At 67.9% G+C, this 22693-nt stretch carries 23 protein-coding genes and 1 pseudogene; 3 read left to right on the top strand and 21 right to left on the bottom strand.

What is annotated here, in order from left to right:
* Window positions 1-14: 14 nt before the first annotated feature.
* From DS843_RS21810 to DS843_RS21770, 9 genes and pseudogenes are all read right to left on the bottom strand, one after another.
* Window positions 15-149 (bottom strand): annotated as a pseudogene (locus DS843_RS21810) (IS6 family transposase); the annotation flags it as partial.
* Between the two features lie 177 nt (window positions 150-326).
* The gene (locus tag DS843_RS21805; RefSeq protein WP_286192249.1) at window positions 327-839 is read right to left on the bottom strand and encodes a hypothetical protein; all 513 of its coding nucleotides are present in this window, start codon (window positions 837-839) and stop codon (window positions 327-329) included.
* Window positions 840-1058: 219 nt separating this feature from the next.
* Entirely contained in the window at window positions 1059-2018 is a 960-nt protein-coding gene (locus tag DS843_RS21800; RefSeq protein ID WP_149470938.1) for a GlxA family transcriptional regulator, read from the bottom strand.
* A gap of 71 nt (window positions 2019-2089) precedes the next feature.
* Window positions 2090-2743, bottom strand: coding sequence for an energy-coupling factor ABC transporter permease (locus DS843_RS21795; protein ID WP_149470937.1), 654 nt, complete (start codon window positions 2741-2743; stop codon window positions 2090-2092).
* 31 nt (window positions 2744-2774) lie between these two features.
* Window positions 2775-3143, bottom strand: coding sequence for a nitrile hydratase accessory protein (locus DS843_RS21790; RefSeq protein ID WP_149470936.1), 369 nt, complete (start codon window positions 3141-3143; stop codon window positions 2775-2777).
* Between the two features lie 40 nt (window positions 3144-3183).
* On the bottom strand, window positions 3184-3804 hold the full coding sequence (nthA, locus tag DS843_RS21785) for a nitrile hydratase subunit alpha (protein ID WP_149470935.1): 621 nt from the start codon (window positions 3802-3804) through the stop codon (window positions 3184-3186).
* A 15-nt stretch (window positions 3805-3819) separates the two neighbouring features.
* Window positions 3820-4542 carry a nitrile hydratase subunit beta gene (nthB, locus tag DS843_RS21780; RefSeq protein ID WP_149470934.1) on the bottom strand — a complete coding sequence of 241 codons (723 nt, stop codon included), beginning with the start codon at window positions 4540-4542 and terminating at the stop codon, window positions 3820-3822.
* A 28-nt stretch (window positions 4543-4570) separates the two neighbouring features.
* A complete protein-coding gene (locus DS843_RS21775) occupies window positions 4571-5545 on the bottom strand; it encodes a CobW family GTP-binding protein (RefSeq protein WP_149470933.1) in 975 nt (324 codons plus the stop codon).
* A 162-nt stretch (window positions 5546-5707) separates the two neighbouring features.
* Window positions 5708-6256 (bottom strand): histidine phosphatase family protein, encoded by a 549-nt coding sequence (locus DS843_RS21770; protein WP_286192248.1) that lies wholly within the window; start codon window positions 6254-6256, stop codon window positions 5708-5710.
* Window positions 6257-6492: 236 nt separating this feature from the next.
* On the opposite strand from DS843_RS21770, the gene DS843_RS21765 reads away from it, so the two are divergent.
* Complete coding sequence (locus DS843_RS21765) at window positions 6493-7470, top strand: PDR/VanB family oxidoreductase (RefSeq protein ID WP_167525403.1); 978 nt, start codon at window positions 6493-6495, stop codon at window positions 7468-7470.
* Window positions 7471-7492: 22 nt separating this feature from the next.
* Here DS843_RS21765 and DS843_RS21760 read toward each other — a convergent pair whose 3' ends face one another.
* From DS843_RS21760 to DS843_RS21730, 7 genes are all read right to left on the bottom strand, one after another.
* Window positions 7493-8632 (bottom strand): alpha-hydroxy acid oxidase, encoded by a 1140-nt coding sequence (locus DS843_RS21760; RefSeq protein ID WP_149470931.1) that lies wholly within the window; start codon window positions 8630-8632, stop codon window positions 7493-7495.
* A gap of 32 nt (window positions 8633-8664) precedes the next feature.
* Window positions 8665-9507: an IclR family transcriptional regulator gene (locus tag DS843_RS21755; RefSeq protein ID WP_208852293.1), complete on the bottom strand. Its 843-nt coding sequence runs from the start codon at window positions 9505-9507 to the stop codon at window positions 8665-8667.
* An 84-nt stretch (window positions 9508-9591) separates the two neighbouring features.
* Window positions 9592-10512 (bottom strand): dihydrodipicolinate synthase family protein, encoded by a 921-nt coding sequence (locus DS843_RS21750; RefSeq protein WP_149470930.1) that lies wholly within the window; start codon window positions 10510-10512, stop codon window positions 9592-9594.
* Between the two features lie 49 nt (window positions 10513-10561).
* Window positions 10562-12346 carry an ABC transporter permease subunit gene (locus tag DS843_RS21745; protein ID WP_149470929.1) on the bottom strand — a complete coding sequence of 595 codons (1785 nt, stop codon included), beginning with the start codon at window positions 12344-12346 and terminating at the stop codon, window positions 10562-10564.
* A 1-nt stretch (window position 12347) separates the two neighbouring features.
* Window positions 12348-13481 carry an ABC transporter ATP-binding protein gene (locus tag DS843_RS21740; protein WP_149470928.1) on the bottom strand — a complete coding sequence of 378 codons (1134 nt, stop codon included), beginning with the start codon at window positions 13479-13481 and terminating at the stop codon, window positions 12348-12350.
* A 119-nt stretch (window positions 13482-13600) separates the two neighbouring features.
* Entirely contained in the window at window positions 13601-14683 is a 1083-nt protein-coding gene (locus DS843_RS21735) for an ABC transporter substrate-binding protein (protein WP_149470927.1), read from the bottom strand.
* 59 nt (window positions 14684-14742) lie between these two features.
* A complete protein-coding gene (locus DS843_RS21730; protein ID WP_149470926.1) occupies window positions 14743-16188 on the bottom strand; it encodes an FAD-binding oxidoreductase in 1446 nt (481 codons plus the stop codon).
* Between the two features lie 355 nt (window positions 16189-16543).
* Here DS843_RS21730 and DS843_RS21725 point away from each other — a divergent pair, with 355 nt between their 5' ends.
* Both DS843_RS21725 and DS843_RS21720 read left to right on the top strand, forming a co-directional pair.
* The gene (locus DS843_RS21725) at window positions 16544-17395 is read left to right on the top strand and encodes an alpha/beta fold hydrolase (protein ID WP_149470925.1); all 852 of its coding nucleotides are present in this window, start codon (window positions 16544-16546) and stop codon (window positions 17393-17395) included.
* A 58-nt stretch (window positions 17396-17453) separates the two neighbouring features.
* Window positions 17454-18299 carry a helix-turn-helix domain-containing protein gene (locus DS843_RS21720; RefSeq protein ID WP_149470924.1) on the top strand — a complete coding sequence of 282 codons (846 nt, stop codon included), beginning with the start codon at window positions 17454-17456 and terminating at the stop codon, window positions 18297-18299.
* An 88-nt stretch (window positions 18300-18387) separates the two neighbouring features.
* Here DS843_RS21720 and DS843_RS21715 read toward each other — a convergent pair whose 3' ends face one another.
* From DS843_RS21715 to DS843_RS21695, 5 genes are all read right to left on the bottom strand, one after another.
* A complete protein-coding gene (locus tag DS843_RS21715) occupies window positions 18388-18978 on the bottom strand; it encodes an IMPACT family protein (RefSeq protein WP_149470923.1) in 591 nt (196 codons plus the stop codon).
* A 288-nt stretch (window positions 18979-19266) separates the two neighbouring features.
* Entirely contained in the window at window positions 19267-19710 is a 444-nt protein-coding gene (locus DS843_RS21710) for a DUF1810 domain-containing protein (RefSeq protein WP_286192247.1), read from the bottom strand.
* 74 nt (window positions 19711-19784) lie between these two features.
* Window positions 19785-20735 carry a zinc-dependent alcohol dehydrogenase family protein gene (locus tag DS843_RS21705; protein WP_149470922.1) on the bottom strand — a complete coding sequence of 317 codons (951 nt, stop codon included), beginning with the start codon at window positions 20733-20735 and terminating at the stop codon, window positions 19785-19787.
* 65 nt (window positions 20736-20800) lie between these two features.
* The gene (locus DS843_RS31870; protein WP_286192246.1) at window positions 20801-21253 is read right to left on the bottom strand and encodes a cbb3-type cytochrome c oxidase subunit I; all 453 of its coding nucleotides are present in this window, start codon (window positions 21251-21253) and stop codon (window positions 20801-20803) included.
* On the bottom strand, window positions 21250-22692 hold the full coding sequence (locus tag DS843_RS21695) for a ComEC/Rec2 family competence protein (protein WP_149470921.1): 1443 nt from the start codon (window positions 22690-22692) through the stop codon (window positions 21250-21252). The genes DS843_RS31870 and DS843_RS21695 overlap by 4 nt, the downstream gene beginning before the upstream one ends.
* Window position 22693: the final 1 nt, after the last annotated feature.

Genomic DNA, 22693 nt, shown 5'->3' with positions numbered 1-22693 from the left:
GTGGTATCCGTTCAGCGGACCGTCTCGTAGGACACGTCGATACCGCGTTCGGCCCGCAGCTCCTCGACGTCCCGGTAGCTCAGCGTGAACCGCAGATACAGCCAGATCGCGTGCTGGTTCACGGTGGGCTGCCACCGTTGCCGTGGCAATGCGCCTCGAAGGCGCCCGGTCCCCAGTGGTGGGACGTCGCACATGCCGATGCGGGCGATGCCCTCATGCCGTGGGCACCTGAAAGCGCCGCCGGAGCGACCGACTCGATCAATGAAGGCACCGATCGGCCGGCTTCACGGTTGGAAAATGACGGAAGTGATCATTTTCCAACCGTATCAGAGGCTCGACACCGTCCAGGCGGTGCTCCCGTGCTGGGCAGGGCGCTGGCTTCCCGTTGCCGCCGCACGGCTGACGACCTCGCCATCAAAGTTGACGAAATACGTCGCGGTGCGCGCGAGCTGCTCCGGCGTCAGGCCATTGGCCCTCAACTCCTCCCACATCTTTGCCATCTCGTGTTCTGGCCGACCAAGATAGGAGTCGGTGATGCGGTCCATCAGCTTCTGCTGGTCGGCCGTCACGTAGGGCATGTAGCCGCGGTCATTGACCGGCAAGGCCAGTTGAATGGCCGGCGGGTCGATCGTCCGCCCCTGGACGACCTTTTCCCGCTGGCGCTTGTACGCCTCCAGTTCCTTTTGCATGCGGGCGATCTCGTCGCTCTCGGCCTGCTCGGCCAAAGGCGCTTCGGGGGCGTTCGCCGACAGCAGGTCGGAGAAGGTGGGGGAGCCTGGGGGATGGCTGGCGTCCGCCGTCCTGCTCCGATCAGAGACGACGGTATGGCCGGCAGCCATGTGGGGTCCAAGGACGTGCACGCTCACCTCCGCTGCGGTTCGTGGCTTTCGCCATGTTCCGCTGAGCAAAAGCAATGGTTGTGCCACACCCGGCTCGGGCCGAAGGACGCCGTCGTCCGGCGCGCGGAAGGCCGATATGTGCCGCCTTTCGCCGGGCAGGCTTTGCCGATGGGCAGAATGCGCTTGGCGGGAGGCGGCTGGGATGCCAGCCACTACGGATCAGGCCGCCGTCGTCGTGCGGAAGCGCTTCCGGTAGTCGGCCGGGTTGATGCCGAGATTGCGGACGAAGGCGCGCCTCATGGTGCCGGCGTCACCGAAACCGCAAACAAAGGCAACCCGCTGGAGCGGCGTGGACGAATCGACCAGCATCCGGCGCGCCGCGTCGAGCCGCGCCGCTTCCACGAAATCGGCCGGAGGACGACCGACGTCGCGCCGGAACACCCGGGCGAAATTCCGCGCACTCATGCCGGCCTGGGACGCCAGGGCCTCCACGGACAGGTCGGCGGAGAGGTTGTCGAGCACATACTCCTGGATCTTCTGGATTTCGGTCCGGCTCGACGCCTGGGCGGCGAGATGGGCGCTGAATTGCGATTGCCCGCCGGGCCGCTTCAGGAACATCACCATGTAGCGGGCGACCAGCAGCGCCAGCTCCCGCCCGTGATCCTCCTCCAGCAGGGACAGCGCCAGGTCGATGCCGGAGGTGACACCGGCGGCGGTGGAGATGTTGCCGTCGCGGATGAAGATCTGGTCCGCATCGACCGTCAGCGTTGGAAACTCGGCGCGAAGCTTGTCGGCGCATTCCCAATGGGTGGTGACGCGGCGGCCATCGAGCAGCCCGGTGGCTGCCAGAAGAAAAACCCCCGTGCAGATCGACCCGTAGCGGCGGACTTCCGGCGCGCGCCGCCTGAGCCAGTCGATCACCGCCGGATCGATGGCGCTGAACGACGGGTCCCCCGCGATCAGCAGCGTGTCGATGGGCTGGTCGGGGTCGTGGATGGTGCGGTCGGCCAGGAACCGCAGGCTTCCGGTCCCGCAGACCGGCCCCTCCGCGGTGCCCATCACCTGGACCTCGTAGGCCTTCGGATCGCCGAGGCGGCGCGCCGCTTCCCAGAACACCTCCGCCGGACCCACCACATCCAACGCCTGCACCCCGGGAGGGGCGAGAAGCACAATCCGCATGAACGACGCTCTTCCTGAAATCGGGCGGCCGAGGGGGCCCAGCCGCCCGATTGTATTTGGCATGCCAACTGTCAGGCAAGAGCCGGGCTGCGCAGCGTGGTGACGCGAAGCAGCGGATTGGCGGCGTCCAGCCGGCCCAGCGCCCGCAGAAGCCCGCAACTGATCGCCGGCTCACACAGCACGACCGGCAGATAGGCGGCGGCGAAGACCGCCCAGTCCGCGAACGGCGTCGCCCGTTCGCCCATCATCAGCCAGAAGCCGACCATGGCGACCACGCCGCTGTAATAGACGGCGTCGAAGCGCAGCACCGACGACCAGCGGATCGAGGCCAGACGGCCGGATTCCAGCAGGCGCTTTCCGCCCATGGCGTGCGCGGCGACCAGCGGAACCATCAGCGACAGCGAATTCACGGCAAGGTGCGCGAGATCCTGCGGCTCGAACAGCAGGGCCTGGAGCGCAAGGCCGATGCCGAACCCGAACAGGGTCGCGGGAAAGCCGAAGACGAAATAGATGGCCGAGGCGCCGATGAAATGCAGTTCCGACGGGCCGACCGGCTGGTGCCAGACCTCCATGAAGACCGAGAAGAAGACGGCCGCCAGGAGCGCCTTGACCCATTCGAGGGGGCGGCGCAGGAAGGCCGGACAATGCGTGGCGAGAAGGCCGAGCGCGGCCGCGTTGGCGCCGACGATCTTGGCGGCGGACAGCATGCCGGGTTCGATGTGCATGAACGTCTCCCGATGTGTTCGGAGGGTGGTGTCAGGCCGACCGCGTGTCGGCGGGCGCGGTGGCGGTAAGGGTGGCCGTGGCGAGGCGGGCCGACAATTCGTCGGGCGTGGCGAGACCGGATTGCAGGATCGTCGCCTCCAGGGCGCTCAACCACTGCTCGTAATAGTTCCAGGAGGGGCCGTCGGGGGCCTGGGTCCGCTCCCAGTCGCCGATGGCGGCGATCAGGTTCTGGCGGAAATCCTCCCATTCGAAATGGCCCTCCCGGGCCAGGGCGAGCGCCACCCCGAAGGCCGAGCGCTCCCACTCCTGCGCGAAGCAGAGAGTGCCGTTGGCACGGGGCGGGGAATCCTCGGCCCCGGCCATGCTGGTCAGGGCGAAATGTTCGAAGCGGGTCAGCATGCCCGTTCCTCCGGACGATGTTGAGGGGCCGGTTCTGGGGTCAGGCGGAGGCGGCCACCGCCACGCCCATCATGGCTTCCGGCGTGACCAGGGCGGCGAGCTGGTCCTCGCTCATGCCCTCGGTCCCGGCGGGGCGCTCGGGGATGACGAACCAGCGGATCTGCGCGCTGCTGTCCCAGACCTTGACCTCGGTGCTTTCGGGAACGGTCAGCCCGAATTCCTTCAGCACGGCGCGGGGTTCGCGGGCGGCGCGGCTGCGGAAGGTCGGGTCCTTGTACCAGTAGGGCGGCAGCCCCAGAACCGGCCAGGGATAGCAGGAGCAGAGCGTGCAGATGACCAGATTGTGGACGCCCTCGCCATTCGCCACGGCGCGCATGTGCTCGCCCTCGGCACCGGCCATGCCCTCCGGCAAATCCGTCATCTCGGCGATGGCGGCCGGCGCGTCCTCGATCAGCCGCTGCTTGAAGGCCGGATCGACCCAGGCGCGGGCGACGATCCGGGCGCCGTTGAACGGACCCATCTTCGTTTCGAAGACGTTCAGCACCGTGTCCACGGTCTTGCTGGTGATGACGCCCTTCTCGATGAGCAGCGCTTCGAGGGCGCGGACACGCGCGGCGCTCCGGGCCTCGCGGTCGTCGGGATAATGGAAACGGTCGGTCATTCTCGATGGCTCCGGTCAGGCGGCGGGCTTGGTGACGTAGGCGGCGTAGAGGTCGGCGTAGAGCGTGACGTTCGGCTCCGTGTTGCCGGGCCACAGGTCCTCGGCCTCGAAGCGCACGCAGTAGACCGGCATCGGCGCGCCGACGCCGTCCGCCCCGGTGTCGGTCAGATAGCCGTAGGCACCGGGGTAGACCGTCTCGACCACGCCGTTGTGGTTGCGCAGGAAGCCGGGCAGGCGGGTGTGTTCGAGCGTCGGCACGTTCTTGACCGTCACCGTGTCGCCTTCCCGGAAGTCGGGCAGGACCGCGACGTCGCGCTTCGGGGAATCCCCTTCCGCCAGATAGCGTTCGACGCGCTGGTCGATCTCCGGCGCGCCGCCCTGCGGCAGAGGCTTGTCCGGGTCGGCGAGATACTCGGCGGTGCGCGCCTCCAGCTCCTCCTCCGTGATGTAGCCGTTCTCGATGAAGTAGCCGCTGATGCCGCCCAGCCACTTCTCGTAATAGCGGTATTTGAAGTAATCGAAGGGGTTGAGCCCCTCGGCCCCGGTGCGCAGGTGGGCCCAGGTCCAGACGGTGTGAAAGGCGCTCGGCGTGGCGGGAAGCGGCAGTTGCGGGCTGAGCGCCATCATCGCCGTGTGAATGCCGAAGATGCGCTTCTCCCACTCTTCCACGAAGACGCGCGTTTCGATGGTGATGGGGCCGAGACCTTGCAGGCCCCCGAGATAATGTTGCAGCTTCATTGGGTGCTTCCTGAATTCGGGAACGGGATCAGAGGGCGGGGGCGTCCGCCGGGACGGCGCAGCCGCGAAGTCCCTCCAGCAGCGTTTCGGCATCGAGGCCGCGACCGATGAAGACGAGCTGGTTCAGCCGTTCCTCGCCGGGCTTCCAGGGCCGCCCCGGGCGCCCGTCCAGCGTCATGTGGACGCCGTGGAAGACGAAGCGGCGCCCCTGGCCGTCGAGATTCAGCACCCCCTTGGCGCGCAGCAGGTCGCGCCCCTTCTCCTGGACGAGCTGGTTCAGCCAGCGGTCCACCGCCGCCGGGTCGAGCCGCCCGGCCTCGCGGAAGGCCACGCAGCCGATGGTGGCGTCATGTTCGTGCTCATGCTCCTCGAGGATGTCGGGGTCGAGGCGCAGGATGTTCTGCAGGTCGAAGGCGCCGATGCCGAGGATTTCCGAGAGGGGCAGGGCGCATTCCCGGGTGCGGTGGATGCGCGCCAGAGGGTTGAGCCGGCGGATGTCGCGCTCCACGGCGTCGAGCTGACCGGCGGGCTCCAGGTCGATCTTGTTCAGCAGGATCACGTCGGCGAAGGCAACCTGCTCGCGCGCTTCGTCATGGCCGAGCTGCAGGGGCAGGTGGCGGGCATCGGCGACGGTGACGATGGCGTCCAGCGCGAAGCGGCCGCGCAGCCCTTCGTCCAACACGAAGGATTGGATGACGGGCGCCGGGTCGGCGAGGCCGCTCGTCTCGATCACCACCCGGTCGAATCCGCGCCCGTCCTCGACCAGCCGGATCAACGCCTCGATCAGGTCGCCCCGGACGATGCAGCAGACGCACCCGTTGTTGAGTTCGACGATGGTCTCGTCCGTCGCCGTCACGAGCAGCCCGTCGATGCCAAGCTCTCCGTATTCGTTGACGATGACGGCGGTCCGCTCGCCGCCCTGTTCCGCCAGGATGCGGTTGAGGAGGGTCGTCTTGCCGGCTCCGAGAAATCCGGTCAGCACGGTCACCGGAATCGGTCGCATGGCGATGCTCCGTTGCTTCAGGTTGCAATGGGCAGCCTTCGCTAGCGCGGATAGCCGAGGAGATCCGGGCGTTCCGCTTCAGCGCTGCCGTGGCATACATTGCACCGCATACATTCCGCCGACTCAACAAGCGGCAGAGGGCAATTCCGGACAAAGCGCCTATCAGAATCGGCCAAGCGCTCCGCGCCCTTCGATGTCCGGCTGGCCCGTTCCGTTGGCCCGGAGAAGAACCGCCTCGCCCGATGCCGGATAGATGCCGGTCAGCGCGGACACGACCACCTGATGGGTGACCAGCACCACCGGCTCTCCCGTCGTCGGCAGAGCCGCCAGGAACGCGCGCAGCGATGCGATTTGCGCCTCCCGCTCCTCCTGCCGGTTGAAGAAGGAGTTGAGCGCCGGAAGCTCCTGCACGGCGCCGACGTCGAGCAGCCGGGCGGTCTCCAGGCACCGGCACCATTGGCTCGAATAGACGGCGGCGCGCTGAATGGCGAGGCGCCGCAACTGGTCGCCGATCCTCCGGGCCTGCTCCCGGCCGTTGGCGTCGAGGTTGCGCTGGGTCGCGCAGTCGCGGAGCTGGAATGCCGGCGGATCGCCGACCCCCGGCGCCTCCGCGTGCCTCATGAGGACGATCAGCCCCTTCGGATCGACCTTGTTCGGGTCGTTGGCCCAACTCATCGAAGCGGAGCCGGCAAACAGGAGCGCGGCGGTCACGGCGGCAAGCGACCTGCGGCGGGAGAGCGTCGGCATCGGACCGTGGCGGTTGGTGACGGAACCACGACGTCCATATTGGTCGGGCGGGCAAAAAGCCCAGCCCGCCCGGCGCCGCGCATTTGCCACTTGACCTCAACTTAACTTGAGGTATTAGGGTGAGTGCAATGTATTTGGCATACCAGCGGTGATCGCGTGGCAAGCCGCTGTCGGTATCACCTCTCACGGGCAGGATGACGATGACCAGTCGGACGGAGACTTCGCAGCGCTCGCCCTCGACAGCGCGGTCGTTGCGTGTTCACCGCTTGGAGCGGGTGGCGCCGCAGGTCCTGTCGGTGGAACTGCGGGACCCGGACGGCAAGCCCCTGCCGCCGGGCGAGCCGGGTGCGCACATCGACGTGCATCTGCCGGACGGTGCCGTGCGCTCCTACTCGCTGTGCGGCGACCCGGAAGACCGGCACGCCTACCGGATCGCCGTTCTGAACGTGCCGGGCGGGCGGGGGTCGCGCTTCGTCCACGGCGATCTGGCGCTCGGCACCACGGTCTCCGTTGGTCCGCCCCGCAACAATTTCCGCTTCGACGCCGCACGGCGCTATCTGTTCATCGCCGGAGGCATCGGCATCACGCCGCTGTTGCCGATGATCCGCAAGGCGGCGGACCAGGAAGCCGAATGGACCCTGCACTACTGCGTGCGCAGCGCGGCGGAGGCGCCGTTCCTCGACGAACTCCGCAGGGTGGGCAACGGTGACGTGGTGGTGCATGCCGCGGACGAGGGCCGGCGGCTGGCGGTGGATGCGTTGCTTGCATCGACGCCGGCCGATGTCCTGATCTACTGCTGTGGGCCGCAGCGCTTGATGGACGCCGTCGCGGCCGCGGCGCTGCCGACGCAGGATGTGCGCTTCGAGTGGTTCGCTCCGCGCTCGAACGGGGTTTCCGAAGCGGCGCCGGACGGCGGATTCGAGGTCGTCTGCGCCCGCTCCGGTGTGACCGTCACGGTGAAGGCGGGGGTCAGCGTGCTGGAGGCGCTCGACGCGGCGGGCGTTCCGATCGCCTCATCCTGCGAGCAGGGCATTTGCGGCACCTGCGAGACGGCGGTTCTTGAGGGCGAACCCGACCACCGCGACAGCGTCCTGTCCGACGCCGAGCGCGCCGCCGGAAGGACGATGATGGTCTGCGTGTCGCGCGCCCGAAGCGCACGGCTGGTTCTGGACGTCTGATCCCGGCCTTGATGGTTCGCCGTCAGGCGATCCGGCAACCACGCAAATCCGCGACGGTCCGGCAACCCAGCAGGGCCATCGTCCGGTCAAGCTCGTCGCCCAGGATCGCCAGCGCCCGCTCCGCGCCCTGTTGGCCGTCGGATGCCAGTCCGAAGAGCGGGGCGCGCCCGAGCAGCACCGCCTCGGCACCGGCGGCCAGCAGCTTGGCGGCGTCGCTGCCGCGGCGCACGCCGCTGTCGGCCAGCAGGGTCAAGCGGTCGCCGACCGCGTCGGCGATCCGCGGCAGGACGGCCAGGGGCGACGGCGCGCTGTCCAGGTTGCGCCCACCGTGGTTGGAGACGACGATGGCATCGACTCCGGCCTCGGCGGCCCGGCGCGCGTCGTCCGGCGACAGGACGCCCTTGACGATGATCCGCCCGCGCCAGCGCTGGCGCAGATCCGCCACGTCGGACCAGCTCAGGCGGTCGCAGAGACGGACGCGGTCGTGCGCCACGGATTCCGTGATGCGCCCGCGGAACTCCGCCGGGTAATGGGCGTAGGCGGGCCAGCCCCCGGTCCGCAGGCAGCGCAGAAGCACCGTCCAGGCCCAGACCGGATGAAGCGCCACGTCGAGCGCGCCGCGCAGGCTGGGAGTGACCGGCACGCCGAAGCCGTTGCGCTGGTTGTATTCGCGCTTGGGCGATACCGCGGTGTCCACGGTGAGCAGCAGCGTCTCCGCCCCGCAGCCCGCGACCCGGTCGAGAAGCGCGTGGGTCAGGTCGCGGTCGCGCCAGACATAGAGCTGGAACCACAGCTCCGCGCCCGATGCGGCGATCTCCTCGATGGCGGTGATCGACTGGGTGGAGACGCAGAAGGGAATCCCGGCGGCGGCGGCGGCCCGCGCCAGAAGCACCTCTCCCCCGAAGCGCACGAGGCCGGCCGCCGCGGTGGGGGCGATGACGAAGGGCAGGGGGCGCCGGCGTCCGAACAGCGGGGCGTCCAGGCTGCGGTCGCCGGTGTCGATCAGCACGCGCGGCATCAGTTCGCAGCGGTCGAAGGACTGCCTCAGCCGGGCGAGCGCCGTCTCGTCCTCCGTCCCCCGGTCGATGTATTCGAACATGCCGCGCGGCAGGAAGCGCCGGGCGGACCGGCGCAGGTCGTCGATGTTGAGCGTGGCGGCCATGGAATTCCCTGGGGGAACGGCGCCGGATGCCGCTACCGCGGATAGCCGGCGAATTTGTTGACGGAGATGGAGGTCGCCGCCACCTGCACATGCCGGGCGAGTTCCTGCTCGGCGGTCTCCGGCGTCCAGCGCGTGGTGGGGACGGAGATGTTCAGGCCGGCGACCGCGTGCCCATGCTCGTCCGTGATGGCGGCGGCGACGGAGATGTCTCCCATCACCGTCTCGTTGGTCACCACGGCGTAACCTTTTTCCGCCGCCTCCCGCACGCGGGCGCGCAGGCGAGCGGGGTCGTTGACGGTGAAGGGCGTGAGCGGGCGCAGGTCGGTGCGGGCGAGGATCTCCTCCTGCTCCTCCTCCGACAGGCGCGACAGGATGGCGGTGCCCGACGCTGTGAAGTAGGCGGGCAACCGGCTGCCGACCATGATGTCGATGTTCACCAGATGCCGGCCCGGGAACCGGGCGACGAAGACGATTTCGTGCCCGTCCAGCTCCTGCAGGTTGGCGGTCTCGCCGACGCTGCGGCTGATCTCCAGCAGGTAGGGCGACGCCTTCTCGATCAGTTCGTTCGCGCGGAGGTAGTTGTAGGAGAACTGCAGCAGCTTCGGGCTGAGCGCGTAGTTGCGCGTGCCGTGGACGCGCCGCAGATAGCCCAGTGTCTCCAGCGTGTAGACCAGCCGCTGGGCGGCGCTGCGGTCCAGCCCTGCCGCCTTGGCGATCTCGGACAGCGGCATCTGCCGGTGCGGGCCGTCGAAGGCGTGCAGGATCTGGAAGGTCTTCTCCGTCGAACCGACGAACAGCGACGAGTCGCGCGGGTCGGCCCGATGGCCGGCGGCTTCCGCCATGCTGCCCGTTTTGGTGGTCTTTCCGGCCTTCATCGGTGCTGTTCCTCGCGTCATCGGCATGGTCGCCTACGCATAGCATCCGGCGGACCGGATGCCACGCGCAAGCGGTGCCACCGGTCAGGCCACCGCGGCCGCCGGCAGTCCTTCATAAGTGGTCAGCAGGCGCGACAGTTCGCTTTTCAGAGCCTCGCGCAGCTCCGGACGCGGCTCGCGCAGAGGCGGCAGCATGGCCGGGGCGTTCACGCCGATCAGGTCCATCACCGATTTCATCGGGCCGGGGTTGGTCTCGGCGAAGGCGAGGTTCATCATCGGAATGAGCGTGCGGTGGGCCTCCAGCGCCTCGGCGGTCTTGCCGGACGAGGCGAGATCGAAGATCAGGCGCCAGGCGCGCGGCAGAAGGTTGGCCGTCACCACGATGCCGCCCTTGGCCCCGGCGGCCACATGCAGCGGGAACAGCGTGTCCTCGCCGCTCAGCATGGCGAAGGACGGGTCGAGCCCGGCCATCGTGCGCAGGAAATGGTACATGTCGGTGTTGCAGGCCTTCATGCCGACGATCCGCTCGTGGCGCGACAGCTCGTGAAGGACCTCCGGATCGACGGCGATGCGGGTGCGGTAGGGGATCTCGTAGATCAGGATCGGCACCGGCGATTCGTCGGCGTAGCGCAGGAAGTAGTCGCGGATGCCGGCCTGGGTCGGGTTGGTGTAGTAGGGCGTCAGGACCAGCAGGCCGTCGACGCCCGCCGCCGCGAAGTCGCGGCCCGCGGCCAGCGCGTCGTGGTAGCCGGTGTCCAGCACCCCGGCGATGACCGGCTTTTTGCCCGCCATCGCCTCGACCGTCAGCGCGGCGAAGCGGTTGCGCTCGGCCCGGGCCAGCGCGCCGTACTCGCCGGTGCCGCCTAGCGGGACCACCCCGTCGATCCCCTGGCGGTTCAGCCAGGAGAACAGCGCCTTCGACGCCGCGACGTCGATGGTGCCGTCGGCGGTCACCGGCGTCGGGGTGGCGGGCAGAATGCCGCGGAGTTTGGTGGCGTCGAGCATGATGTATCCTTGGAAGTGCGAAGAGGTGGAGCGTCGGTTCCGGTGCGGATCAGGAGGCCAGGCTGCGCCGGCGCAGCCGGTCGGCGGCGTAGATCAGCACCGCGACGAAGACGAGCAGCCCGGTCGAGACCGCCGCGATGACGGGGGAGACCTGAAGCGTCACCTCGTCCCAGAACTGCTTGGGCAGGGTGGCGCTGAGCCCGCCCGACGAGAAGAGCGAGATGGTCAGCTCGTCGAAGGAGGTGGCGAAGGCGAAGAGGAAGGACGACAGCATGCCGGCCCCCAGGATCGGGAAGGTGACGTGGCGCAGCGCCGCCAGCGGACGCGCGCCCAGGCTCTGCGCCGCGAGGTCGAGCCGGGTGTCGTAGTTGCGCAGCACCGCCGTCATCGTCATCACCACATAGGGCACGGCGACGACCGTGTGGCCGATCACCAGACCCAGGATGGTCCCGACCAGCCCCATCTGGGCGAACAGGTAGAACATGCCGACGGCGATGATCATGCGCGGAGCGATCACCGGCGACAGGATGAAGGCCAGCATCGCGCCCTTGCCCCGCATGCGGCTGCGCACCATCAGGAAGGCCGCCGGCACGCCGATCGCCATCGACAGCAGGCCGGTGCCGAAGGCCACCACCAGAGACCGGGTCAGCGCCTGCATCCACAGCGGCGACTGGAAGAGCTGCTCGTACCATTGCAGGGAGAAGCCGGTGGGCGGCCAGGCCAGCCCGGCCTTGCCGAAGGACAGCGGGATCATCAGGAAGGCCGGCAGGCTGATCAGCACCAGCATCGCCCACACCAGCGTCCGCAGGGCGGCGGACGGCATCTCGCCGGTGCCGCGCGGGCGGCGGCGCGGGAACAGGCCCAGCAGGGCGTCGCTCGCCGTGCCCAGAAGCCCCAGCACCCGGCCGCCCAGCCGCCGCATGGCGGTGTCGCGGTTGTGAGCGGTCCCGGCGGTCTCGCCGGTCAGAGTCGCGAAGCCGAAGACGCGGTCGTACAGAACGAACACCGCAAGCACCACCGTCAGCAGCAGCACCGAGATGGCGCCCGCCAGCCCCCAGTTCAGCGTCTGCTGGATTTGGTCGATGATGAGCTGGGTGATCATCGTCTCGCGCCGTCCGCCCAGCAGGGCCGGAACGATGAAGAAGCCGATGGCCGTCACGAAGACCATGATCGCCGCGGCGGCGACACCGGGCAGCGACAGCGGGAAATAGACGGTCCAGAAGGCGGTGCCGGGACGCGCGCCCAGCGTGCTTGCGGCGCGCGGCAGGGTGCGGTCGATGTTCTCCATCACCGCCAGCATGGTCATCACCGCCAGCGGCAGCATGGCGTGCACCATGCCGACCAGCACCGACCCGAAGCCGTAGAGCAGGTCGATGGGCCGGTCGATGAGGCCGAGCGACATCAGCGTGCCGTTGATGACGCCGTTGCGCCCCAGGATGATGACCCAGGCGAAGGCGCGCACCAGGAAGCTGGTCCAGAAGGCCAGCAGCACCCAGAAGATCAGCCGGCTCTTCGCCGGTCCCTTGGTGACGGAAATCAGGTAGGCGATGGGGTAGGCCCCGGCCACCGCGACCAGCGTCGTCGCCAGCGAGATCTTCAGCGTGATCCACAGAACGGTGACGTAGAGGCCGGAGGAGAAGAGCTGCCGGTAGGGCGCCAGCGTGAAGCCTTCGCCGTTGTAGACGCTGAGCGCCAGAAGCTGCCCGACCGGGAAGACCAGGAAGACGGTGAGCAGCAGGACGATGGGCGCGCCCATCAGCACCGGCTTGCGCCAGGCCGGTGGGGCGCCGCGCCGTGGGGCGGCGTGAGACATGGTCATGATCTGGTCGCTCATGTCAGGCCGCCTTGGCCGTGGTTGCGGGCATCGCCGCCGGGCCGCTGTCCGCGATCACCACGGCGTCGCGGCTGTCCCAGGACAGAGCCACCACGTCGTCGATGCGGATGGCCTCGGCCTCGTTGCGGGTGGCGAAGGCGGCGACCAGCGGCGGCAGGGCCTTGTCGAGCGGCTGCATGTAGACCTTGGTCAGGCTGCCGGTGACCATCACGTCGGACACCCGGCCCTTCACACCGGACGCTTGATCGTCCGAAGTGCGGGCGATGGTCAGGTTCTGCGGGCGCACCATCACCCGCACCGGGGTGCCCGGCGGCAGGTCGTGGCCATTGGCGAGCGCGCGCCCCGGAATGCCGGCGCTGCCCAGCCGGATTTCCGCCTCGTCGCCCAGGCGCGGCCCCAGCGCCGCCGGCAGCAGGTTGGATTCGCCGAGGAAGTCGGCGACGAACAGGGTGCGCGGGCGGAAATACAGGTCGGCGGGTGTGCCCAACTGCTCGATGCGGCCGGAATTCATCAGGCAGATGCGATCGGACATCGTCATCGCCTCTTCCTGGTCGTGGGTGACGTAGACGACCGTCGTCCCCAGCTCGCGGTGCAGATGCTTGATCTCAAGCTGCATGTGCTCGCGCAGCTTCTTGTCCAAGGCACCCAGCGGTTCGTCCATCAGGATGATCGACGGCTTGTAGACCATGCAGCGGGCAAGGGCGACGCGCTGCTGCTGGCCGCCCGACAGCTCGCGCGGGTAACGCCCGGCGATGTGCGGCAGATGGACCATCTCCAGCGCCTCGCGCGCCCGCGTCTTCGCCTGGGATTCCGGAATCTTCCGCATCTTCAGCGGAAAGGCGATGTTCTCTTCGATCGTCATGTGCGGGAACAGGGCGTAGTTCTGGAACACCACGCCGATGTCGCGCTCGTAGGGCGGGGCGTAGGTCACGTCCTGCGCGCCGATGCGCACGCTTCCTTCATCGGGCGGAACCAGCCCGGCGAGCAGACTGAGCAGCGTCGTCTTGCCCGAGCCCGACGGGCCGAGCAGGGTCAGGAATTCACCGTCGGCGACCACGAGATCCGTGGGGGCGAGCGCCACGAAATCGCCGTAGCGCTTGGCGAGACCCTGGACGGTTAGGCTGGACGACGACATGGCAGGTCTCCTCGCGTCGGAAGGGAAATGGGAAAAATGCGGGAGCCCCGCGACCGGCCCCGCCTTTCGGTCAGGGTGGGGCCGGTCGCGGGTCTTGGGGGGCTAGGCGCCCCGGCGCCTCAGCTCAGAAGCCAGGCGTTGTAGCGCTCCAGCGCCTTCTGCTGGTTGTCCAGCCAGAACTGCGCGTTGATCTTGACGCCCTTCTCGATGTTCGCGGGGAAGGTCGGGCAGTTGGGCGCGATCGCCGGGTCGATGTGCTTGAAGGCGTCGGGCATGGTGACGCCCGCCGGGAAGTACTTCGTCAGCTCCGCCTGCCGCTTGGGATCGCAGGTGAACTTGATGAACTGGCGGCAGGCGTCGGCGTTCGGCGTGCCGGCCAGGATGGCCCAGTTGTCGAGGCCCCAGATGTTCTGGTCCCAGACGATGCCGACCGGAGCACCGGCGGCGATCGCCGCCTGCGGGCGCGACACCCAGGTCGGCACGAGATCGACCTCGCCGGAAATCAGCATCTGCTCGACCTGCGCGCCGCTGGTCCAGAAGATCGGAATGTCCTTCTTGATGCGGTCCAGCGTCTTGAAGGCGCGGTCGAAATCGCAGGGATAGACCTCGCTGGCGGGCACGCCGTCGGCCATCAGCGCCTGTTCGATGGTGTCGAAGGGGTGCTTGCGCAGGGCGCGGCGGCCGGGGACTCCGGCGACGTCGTAGAAATCCTTCCAGGAGGCCGGGGCCTTGCGGCCCTTGAAGACGTCGGTGCGGTAGGCCAGCACGGTGGTGTAGACGTTGGTGCCGACGCCGTATTCCGACATGTACTGCTTGGGAATGGCGGCGACCGCCGGATCGTTCTCCAGCCCGTGCTTCTCCAGCATCGGCTTGTCGCCGGCGGTCAGCATCAGGATGGCCGGCTCGCTGATCTTGGCCATGTCCCAGGTGTAGGACTTGGCCTCCACCATCGAACGGATCTGCGCGGTCGGCTCGGCGTTGGCCTGGACGCCGACGACCTCGATGCCGGTGGCCGCGGTGAAGGGCTTGTAGAAGACCTCGCCATAGGCCTTGGTGTAGATGCCGCCGTCGTCGCGCACGACGATCCGCTTGTTCTGCGCGCGGGCCGGGCTCCAGATGGCCGGCATGGCAAGCGCCGCGGTGCCGGCGGCGCCGGCTTTCAGCAGGGTGCGGCGGGACCAGCCGGATTGGCGCATGCTCATGTCGGAACTCCTTTTGATGGGCCGGGACGGCGGAAAGAGGGTCGAAAGGGCGGAGGTGATCAGCCGGGCGGCAGAAGCCGTCCGGGATTGAAGATGTTCTGCGGGTCGAGCGCCCGCTTGACGGCGCGCATCAGCGCCAGCTCCGCCGAGGGCTTGTAGCGGGCCATTTCGGGGAGCTGGACGCGGCCGACCCCGTGTTCGGCGCTGAAGGTCCCCTTCAGCCGGGCGGCCTCGTCGTTGACGGCGTGGCGCAGCGCGGCGGCGAGCGCGTCGCGGCCGCCCCCCTCCGTCCCGCCGTCCTTCGCGGCGGCTTCCCAGGCGTCGAAGGTGAAGAAGGGGATGAAGTGGACGTTGCCGTCGCCGAGATGGGCGACGACGATCACCGGCAGGTCCGGCACCAGGGCGCGCACCGCCCCGGTCGCCGCCGCGATGAAGGCGGGAACCGCCGACAGCGGCACCGCGCAGTCGGTGGTCAGGCCGACGCCGGCCTTCTTGTTGGCCTCCGACACGCTGTGGCGGACCTCCCACATGGCGTGACGCTGCGCTTCGCTGGACGCCAGGGCCGCGTCGCTCAGCAGGCCGTCGGCGAAGGCGTCCTCCAGGATCGCCTGCAATTCGGCGTCGAGCGCGTCGCCGGACCCGTTGTCCGACAGCTCGATCAGCACATGCCAGTCGGCTTCGCTCCCGATCGGGCTGCGGCGGCCGGGGACATGGCCGGCCACCAGATCGAGCTGCAGGCGGTTGATCATCTCGAAGGCGGACAGCCGGGCCGCGCTGCGCTCCTGCACCCGGGTCAGCAAGGTCAGAGCGTCCTCCGGCGACGCCATCCCGACCCAGGCCACCGCATGGCGCGTCGGCAGCGGATGCAGCTTCAGCGTCGCCGCGGTGATGATGCCCAGCGTGCCTTCCGAGCCGATGAACAGGTGCTTCAGATCGTAGCCGGTGTTGTTCTTGCGAAGGCCGTACAGGCCCGACCAGATGGTGCCGTCGGCCAGAACGACCTCCAGCCCCAGGACATTCTCGCGCGTGTTGCCGTAACGCAGGACCGAGGTGCCGCCCGCGTTGGTGGCGATGGTGCCGCCGATCTGGCAGGAGCCCTCGGCACCCAGGCTGACCGGATAGAGCCGCCCCGCCGCCGCCGCCGCGTCCTGCACGGTGGCGAGGACGCAGCCGGCCTCGACCTCCATGGTGTTGTTCACCGGGTCGATGGCGCGGACCGCCCGCATGCGCGTCAGGCTGAGAATGACCGGGGCAGGACCATTCTCCGACGGAACGGCGCCGCCGCACAGGCTGGTGTTGCCGCCCTGAGGCAGCACCGGCACGCCGTGCCGGGCGCAGCAGCGGACCACGTCGGCCACCTGTTCGGCGGTGGCGGGGCGCGCGAGGCAGAGCGCCGGGCCGCGATAACGCCCGCGCCAATCCTCCGTAACGGCATCCAGGTCGGAGGGGGCGGTCAGGACGGCGTCGGCGCCGATCAGCCCCGTCAGTTCTGCGATCACGTCCACGCGCGATCTCCTTGATCTATCCACTATGTAATCGAAATACGATTACATCAACTGGAATATGATAGCTGGAGATTCGTTTGCCAACAAAGCTCTTTTTGCGGAGCGTACGAATTTTCGGTGCGGGCAAGAATCCGGCGAGAGCGCCATCTCGGCCTTCCCGGCAGGGGCGGTCGACAAGTGCACAGCGCGGTCTAAGACAAACACCGCTCGATAACCCGACCCGATCGGAGGCTTTTTCTTTACCCGTGACGTAATCGCAGGCGGATCGCGGAACGGCGATGCTGTGGGGGTCCGGAAGGTGCAAAGCGCACCGGCTTCCGCATTCCCCAACGTCCCGAACACGGGAGAACCGACCATGTGCACGCCTTCGACATCTCCCGCCGCCCCGGTCCAGCCCGGCTTCATCCACACGGATGACGGCGTGGCGCTCTTCTACCGGGATTGGGGAGGGGGGAAACCCGTCGTCCTTCTGTCCAGTTGGTCGCTGAACTCCGACTCCTGGGCCTACCAGATGCTGGCGCTGGCCGAGCACGGCTACCGCTGCATCGCGTACGACCGCCGCGGCCATGGCCGGTCGAGCGACCCGGGAGTCGGCTTCGACTTCGACCGGCTGGCCGACGACCTCGCCACCCTGCTCGACACGCTGGACCTGCGCGATGTCACCTTGGTCGGCCATTCCATGTCCTGCGGGGAAATCATCCGTTATCTGAGCCGGCACGGCAGCCACCGCGTATCCCGCACAGTCCTGGTTGGCACGGTGACACCAACGCTTTCCCGTTCCGATGACGACCCTGACGGAATCGATCCTGCCGTCTTCGAAGCCTTCCGCTCGGACTGTCTGATGCGGGACTTTCCCAAATGGTTGGAGGACAACATTCGCCCCTTCATGACGGCGGACAGTTCGGCCGACATGATGGCCTGGGTGAAATCGATGGCTTTGCAAGCCTCGATGAAGGCGCTTCTGGATTGTCACCGCGCGACGACCTCCACCGACTTCCGGCGGGAACTTCAGGGCATCGCCGTGCCGACCTTGCTGATCCACGGTGACTTGGATGTGTCCAGCCCGCTTGGCATCACCGGGAGGAAAACCGCCGAGCTGATGCCGAACGCGACGCTGACCGTCTACGAAGGGGCACCGCACGGCCTGTTCCTGACGCACATGGACCGCTTCAACCGCGACTTGCTGACCTTTCTGGATGCACGATAGGCGGCGCTGGTATCATGGAGCGCAAAGCACCAACAACGTCGAACGGGAGGCCAGAACGATGCCGCAAACAGCCGTCCGGCACCGCCCCCTCCCCAGGACCGTGCCGCGCCAGCCGGTCGGCGAGTTGCTGCGCGCATGGCGCAAACGGCGCGGCTTAAGTCAGCTCGACCTCGCCTGCGAAGCCGACATCTCGACCCGGCATGTCAGCTTCCTGGAAACGGGGCGGTCGCAGCCCAGCCGGACCATGCTGCTTCATCTGGCGGAACGGATGGACATCCCCTTGCGCGACCGCAACGCGCTGCTCGCCGCCGCGGGCTTCGCGCCGGTCTTCTCCGAACATCAGTTGGGCGACCCGGAGATGCAGGCGGCCCGTCAGGCTGTCGATCTCGTGCTGACCGGGCACGAGCCTCATCCGGCTTTGGCCGTGGACCGGCATTGGACGCTGGTCGCGGCCAACCGGGCCGTCGCGCCGCTGCTCACCGGCGCCGCGCCGGATCTTCTCCAGCCTCCAGTCAACGTGCTGCGCCTCAGCCTCCATCCGTCCGGGCTGGCACCGCGGATCGAGAACTTCGCTCAGTGGCAAACCCACATCCTGCACCGGCTGAACCGCCAGATCGACATCAGCGCCGATCCCGTGCTGGCCGCGCTGTATGGGGAGCTGAAGGGTTATCTGGTCCCCGACGGGCAGGCTCCGCACAGCCGAAGCGAGCCGCTGTCGTCGCATGATGGCGTGGTGGTTCCTCTGCGGCTTCGGACGGAAGCCGGCACGCTCAGCTTCTTCAGCACCACGACGGTGTTCGGAACCGCGGTGGACGTCACCTTGTCCGAACTGGCCATCGAGGCTTTCTTCCCGGCCGACCTCCCCACAGCGCAGGCGATGCGGCAGGCCCTCGCCGGGTTGTGAAGGGCATCCGTTTCACGCAAACGGACTCATTTCTGCCGCGACACTCCTGTTTCGGGGATGGGCGGTGCTTCCCGCATGGCCCCGATCGCTACACAGGCCACTTTTCGACCTTGGCCTGACCGCGAGAAACATCCGTGATCATGCGCACGACATCGTTCATTTGCTCACGAGGAACCTTGATCTGGAGCTGCACACCTTCGGGCGTGAAGCCGTTGGTCTCGGTGGCGACCGCAGGGAAGGTGCCAAGTCCCGACCTGATCCTGGCCTCGTCGGCGAAGGCGCAAGTGACGGACAAGGCTGCAAAGGTGATGATCGGCTGGCAGTCCGCGGCGTGGAGACAGGCCGCCGCGGTGCCGCCATAGGCGCGCACCAGCCCGCCCGCACCGAGAAGAACACCACCGAACCAGCGGCTGACCACCACCGCCACCTGATCCAGGTTCTGACCGTCTATGGCCTGAAGGATCGGACGTCCCGCGGTCCCCCCGGGTTCGCCATCGTCGCTGCACCGGTAGAGGTCGCCGATCCGGAAGGCCCAGCAATTGTGACCCGCATCCCGTCTGCTGCACGCGGTGATGAACCCACGCGCCTCCTCCTCAGTGCCGACCGGCCCCGCCGAGGCTAGGAAACGGCTCTTCTTGATTTCCTGCTCGAATTGCTCGTTCTTCTTGAGGGTGAACATTATCTCCTGCCGCCATCGTTCCTGCATAGGCCAGAGGCCGACTTCCCTCCGTGCCGATGGAACCTAATCGTCCAACGAGGACATTGCGACAGCGTCGCAGCGATGCCTGCAACGACGTGCGTAATGCAGGAGTCTTGCCCCTCCATCCATGACCATCGCCGTCATCCCCAAGCGTACCGATGAGCGTTGACTCAGCCGTAGCGCTCTTCCAGCCAATTGACGGCGAATGCGGTGATGGCGGTCGCAGGAAAGCGGCTCTTCGCGTGAGCGTTGCCCCTTTTCACGACATCAGTCCGGCCTCCCTGTGGGCGCCAACAGCGTCGGCGTCGCCTCGTCCATTTGCCCATCGAAGTGGCGCGCGAGCGCCTCCCGGTAGAGGGTCGTGGTCTCTTCCGCAGCCAAGGCGAACAGGGTCATGGAGGAATGAAATTTCATATCGTCCGGAGAGCCGAAGATCGTATGGAGCGTTCGCCCCTGGATCGCCAGCACGGCGCGGGTCGCTTTTTCCAATCGCAGGCCGAGCGTCGGGTGCGCCAGATAGGCCCGCGCCTCGTCGAGGGAAGCGATGCCGTAGAACTGGGCTGTCGCCGAGCGGCCAAGGCCGCGCAGTTGCGGAAAAACGAACCACATCCAATGGCTCCGCTTGCGCCCGGCCTGCAGTTCCTCGAGCACGGTCGCGAAGACCGGTTCCTGTGCGTTCACGAACCGCTGGAGATCGAAGGGATCGTTCATCTGGATACCACCTCTCCTGATCCGAGGCGTCCGCAAGGTTTTCCCGCCCCCTTCACCGATGCCTATCAGTAGGTTCAACGCCCGACTTGGAGGATCACCTTGCCCCGGCCATGGCCTGAGTCGAGCCGCTCATGGGCTTTGGCGACCTCCTCGAGCGGAAGGACGGCATCCACGACAACCTTGGCCTGCCCGCGCTCGAACAGCGGCGCCATCTCGCGCAACCGTGCACCCTCGCGCGTCAGGAAGGTCCCGAAGAGCGTCTGGTTCTTGGTGTAGAGGGCGCTCAGATCTCCGGTCGGCGGGAGAATCGTGGCGATCCGGCCGAAGGGCCGGACGACCAGCGTGCTCATGGGCACATTGCCGCCGGCTGTATCGAAGGCGGCGTCGACGCCGCGCCCGGCGGTTTCGCGGGTAACCTGGTCCGCCGCGTCGGGATCGCGATAGTCGATCGCCACGTCTGCGCCAAGCTCATGCAGAGCCGTGTGGTTCGCCTTGCTGGCGGTCGCGATCACGCGGGCGCCCGCGGCCTTGGCGAACTGAATGGCGAAGGAGCCGACTCCTCCGGCACCGCCGTGGATCAGCACCGTCTCGCCCGGCCGAACGTTCAGACGCCGTACGATCGCCTCCCAAGCCGTGCCGCCCGCCAAGGGGATGCCTGCCGCCTCGACGTGGCTGAGGTTTGCGGGCTTGTGCGCGACGATGCCGGCGGAGGCGACGGTGTATTCGGCGTAGCTGCCGTTCGGATTGCCGAAGATTTCCGGCGTGTAGAACACCTCGTCGCCGATGTTGAAGCCGTTCACGCCCGGTCCCAACGCGTCGATGACGCCGGAGACATCATACCCCAGCACGGCCGGGAACGGGATGTTCGCCCAAGTGCCGGCCTGCCGGATCTTGGCGTCGACAGGGTTGGTTCCGGAGGCGATGACCCGCACGAGGACCTCGCCGGGACCGGGCGTCGGAGGTGCGGTTTCCTGCTGCTCGAACACATCCGGACCGCCAAACCGGGTGATGACCATCGCGCGCATGGGTCCCTCCTTCATTCTGCGATGAGCCATGTGGATCATGGCGGGCCCTCGATCAAGCAGAGGCTTTACCCATGCTCTCGCCTGGGCAGCGCCGGCCCGTCGATGCGCAGGCCGTGCACCACGGGCAGCGGTCCGCCCGTGTCCCACAGCGGCTCCAGCCCCTTGACCACCGGGATGTGGGCGAAGTTGTAGCTGGGCGGCGGCGAGGAGGTCGCCCACTCCAGCGTCCCGGCGCCCCACGGGTTCGGACCGGCCATGGGGAAGAAGGCGACGTTGAAACCCACGAAGAACAGCCAGAAGTTCCAGCGCCCCAGCCGCTCGCCCAGCATCCGCCCGGTGACCTTCGGGAACCGGAAGCAGAAGGCGCCGAACAGCGGGAACACCGCGCCGCCAGCGCCGCCACTTCGGTGAAGGTGACCATCTGCGCCCAGAAGTCGGTGCGCTTGCCCGGCGAGAACTCCGGTCCGGCCATCGGGATGTTCTTGCCGACGGCCGCCGTGGCGACAGCCGAAGCTCACAGTGTGTATTCGTAGTACAGCCTGCGTTTTTCGGACGATGCCGTGTGTCCTTCCTCCAGAACGGCGCCCAGGGCGGCCGGCGGCGGTCCGTCGGAGCGGACGAGGTATCCGCCGGTTCTGGCGGTCAGCGCCTCGACCAGCTCGGGAAGCGGCATGTGGTCCCACTTCTTCTTGCGGGCCATCTCCTGGTCCACGGGGATCATGGCCAGTTGAAGCTTGTCCATCAACTCCAGGCCCTTCTGGCGCAGCGTGGCGTTGTGGCTGCCGTGGTGGCCGACCTTGTAGAAGACCGTCCGCTTCAGCAGGTCCGGCCCGGTCACCGTGCGCCCGTCCACGGTCCACTTCAGGTCCTGCCAGGACAGCCAGTTTCCGACCTGCGCGTCGGCGGCGAACAGCAGCACATCCCCGCCGTCGAGTTCGATGGCGAGGACGAGACTGGTGTTGTTGGTGTCGTTGTCGAGGCGGAGCGCGAGTTCGGTCGATGCCGCGAGCCAGTCGCCGTCGATGCGACGCCACGCGCCGCCGTCCTCGCCGCCGCCCCAGTAACGATCGCTGAAGAACGGGACCGTGCGGGCCACGTCCATGGGAATGGCGGACTGCTGCCCGAACGGAGCGGACTGTGAGTCGGGATCACCTTCGAGTTCCTTCAGGAACAGGGCCGCCCAGGCGTCCGTCCCGTCCATCCCGTAGGTTTCCGGATCGCGCTTCGAAGGGAGCGACGTCCTCAGCAGCGTCTCGTCCTCCGGCGGCCCGAGGACATAGAGCCGCGCTCCGGTCCCCGCGATCCGTCCGGGGGGTTCGGTCGGCTTGCAGTAGCGGGGCGTCTTGACGAAGCCGCGGGCGATTTCCAGGGCGCTGCGCGTGGAGTGGGTCCCGGCGGCCCCGAGACGTTCCTCCGTATCGATGTCCTCGCCGAAGAAGCCGAGGAACGTGTTCACGGTGTCGGCGGCGGCGTCGACGCCGAATCCGCGCATCCGGACGCCGCTGTCCACCAGGGCCTTGATCGCGGCGCTGCGGCGGGTGACGAGGGCCTGGGCCTTCTCGTCGTCCGGATTCTCGGTCCAGCCGAACCAGACGCTGCCGAACGTGATGCTCTTGAATTCCGTCTGCGCCTGGGCGAAGCCGGACACATGGTCCCAATGCTCATGGGTCACCACCAGCAGATCGATGAAGCCACCGGTCGTCTCGGCGATGTTCGCCACCACCTCCCGCATCTTCGCCTTGGCGTCCCCGGTGCCGAGGATCAGCCCGCAATCGATGAGGATGAACGCCTGCTCACGGCCATCCACCGGGGTGTCGCGCGGCAGCGTCACCAGGAAGCAGTCGCCCAGCCCATGGCAGTACATGCGTATCTTGGCGCGGTGACGGTCGGCCGCGGGCTCGACCGTGGGCTCCGTGCCCGTCCGCGCGGGCGAAGCGGCTTTCCTGATCCTGGCCATC

Origin of the sequence: Roseomonas genomospecies 6, assembly GCF_008365375.1 — a bacterium.
Lineage (GTDB): Bacteria > Pseudomonadota > Alphaproteobacteria > Azospirillales > Azospirillaceae > Azospirillum.
The sequence above is the reverse complement of the archived record's forward strand: the minus strand, read 5'-3'. Positions and strand labels throughout refer to the sequence as shown.

What these genes read in the sequence shown, in the direction of transcription:
- DS843_RS21805 (WP_286192249.1), bottom strand. Translation starts at nt 839, where the DNA reads ATGGCTGCCGGCCATACCGTCGTCTCTGATCGGAGCAGGACGGCGGAC.
- DS843_RS21800 (WP_149470938.1), bottom strand. Translation starts at nt 2,018, where the DNA reads ATGCGGATTGTGCTTCTCGCCCCTCCCGGGGTGCAGGCGTTGGATGTG.
- DS843_RS21795 (WP_149470937.1), bottom strand. Translation starts at nt 2,743, where the DNA reads ATGCACATCGAACCCGGCATGCTGTCCGCCGCCAAGATCGTCGGCGCC.
- DS843_RS21790 (WP_149470936.1), bottom strand. Translation starts at nt 3,143, where the DNA reads ATGCTGACCCGCTTCGAACATTTCGCCCTGACCAGCATGGCCGGGGCC.
- nthA (WP_149470935.1), bottom strand. Translation starts at nt 3,804, where the DNA reads ATGACCGACCGTTTCCATTATCCCGACGACCGCGAGGCCCGGAGCGCC.
- nthB (WP_149470934.1), bottom strand. Translation starts at nt 4,542, where the DNA reads ATGAAGCTGCAACATTATCTCGGGGGCCTGCAAGGTCTCGGCCCCATC.
- DS843_RS21775 (WP_149470933.1), bottom strand. Translation starts at nt 5,545, where the DNA reads ATGCGACCGATTCCGGTGACCGTGCTGACCGGATTTCTCGGAGCCGGC.
- DS843_RS21765 (WP_167525403.1), top strand. Translation starts at nt 6,493, where the DNA reads ATGACCAGTCGGACGGAGACTTCGCAGCGCTCGCCCTCGACAGCGCGG.
- DS843_RS21760 (WP_149470931.1), bottom strand. Translation starts at nt 8,632, where the DNA reads ATGGCCGCCACGCTCAACATCGACGACCTGCGCCGGTCCGCCCGGCGC.
- DS843_RS21755 (WP_208852293.1), bottom strand. Translation starts at nt 9,507, where the DNA reads ATGAAGGCCGGAAAGACCACCAAAACGGGCAGCATGGCGGAAGCCGCC.
- DS843_RS21750 (WP_149470930.1), bottom strand. Translation starts at nt 10,512, where the DNA reads ATGCTCGACGCCACCAAACTCCGCGGCATTCTGCCCGCCACCCCGACG.
- DS843_RS21745 (WP_149470929.1), bottom strand. Translation starts at nt 12,346, where the DNA reads ATGAGCGACCAGATCATGACCATGTCTCACGCCGCCCCACGGCGCGGC.
- DS843_RS21740 (WP_149470928.1), bottom strand. Translation starts at nt 13,481, where the DNA reads ATGTCGTCGTCCAGCCTAACCGTCCAGGGTCTCGCCAAGCGCTACGGC.
- DS843_RS21735 (WP_149470927.1), bottom strand. Translation starts at nt 14,683, where the DNA reads ATGAGCATGCGCCAATCCGGCTGGTCCCGCCGCACCCTGCTGAAAGCC.
- DS843_RS21725 (WP_149470925.1), top strand. Translation starts at nt 16,544, where the DNA reads ATGTGCACGCCTTCGACATCTCCCGCCGCCCCGGTCCAGCCCGGCTTC.
- DS843_RS21720 (WP_149470924.1), top strand. Translation starts at nt 17,454, where the DNA reads ATGCCGCAAACAGCCGTCCGGCACCGCCCCCTCCCCAGGACCGTGCCG.
- DS843_RS21715 (WP_149470923.1), bottom strand. Translation starts at nt 18,978, where the DNA reads ATGTTCACCCTCAAGAAGAACGAGCAATTCGAGCAGGAAATCAAGAAG.
- DS843_RS21710 (WP_286192247.1), bottom strand. Translation starts at nt 19,710, where the DNA reads ATGAACGATCCCTTCGATCTCCAGCGGTTCGTGAACGCACAGGAACCG.
- DS843_RS21705 (WP_149470922.1), bottom strand. Translation starts at nt 20,735, where the DNA reads ATGCGCGCGATGGTCATCACCCGGTTTGGCGGTCCGGATGTGTTCGAG.
- DS843_RS21695 (WP_149470921.1), bottom strand. Translation starts at nt 22,692, where the DNA reads ATGGCCAGGATCAGGAAAGCCGCTTCGCCCGCGCGGACGGGCACGGAG.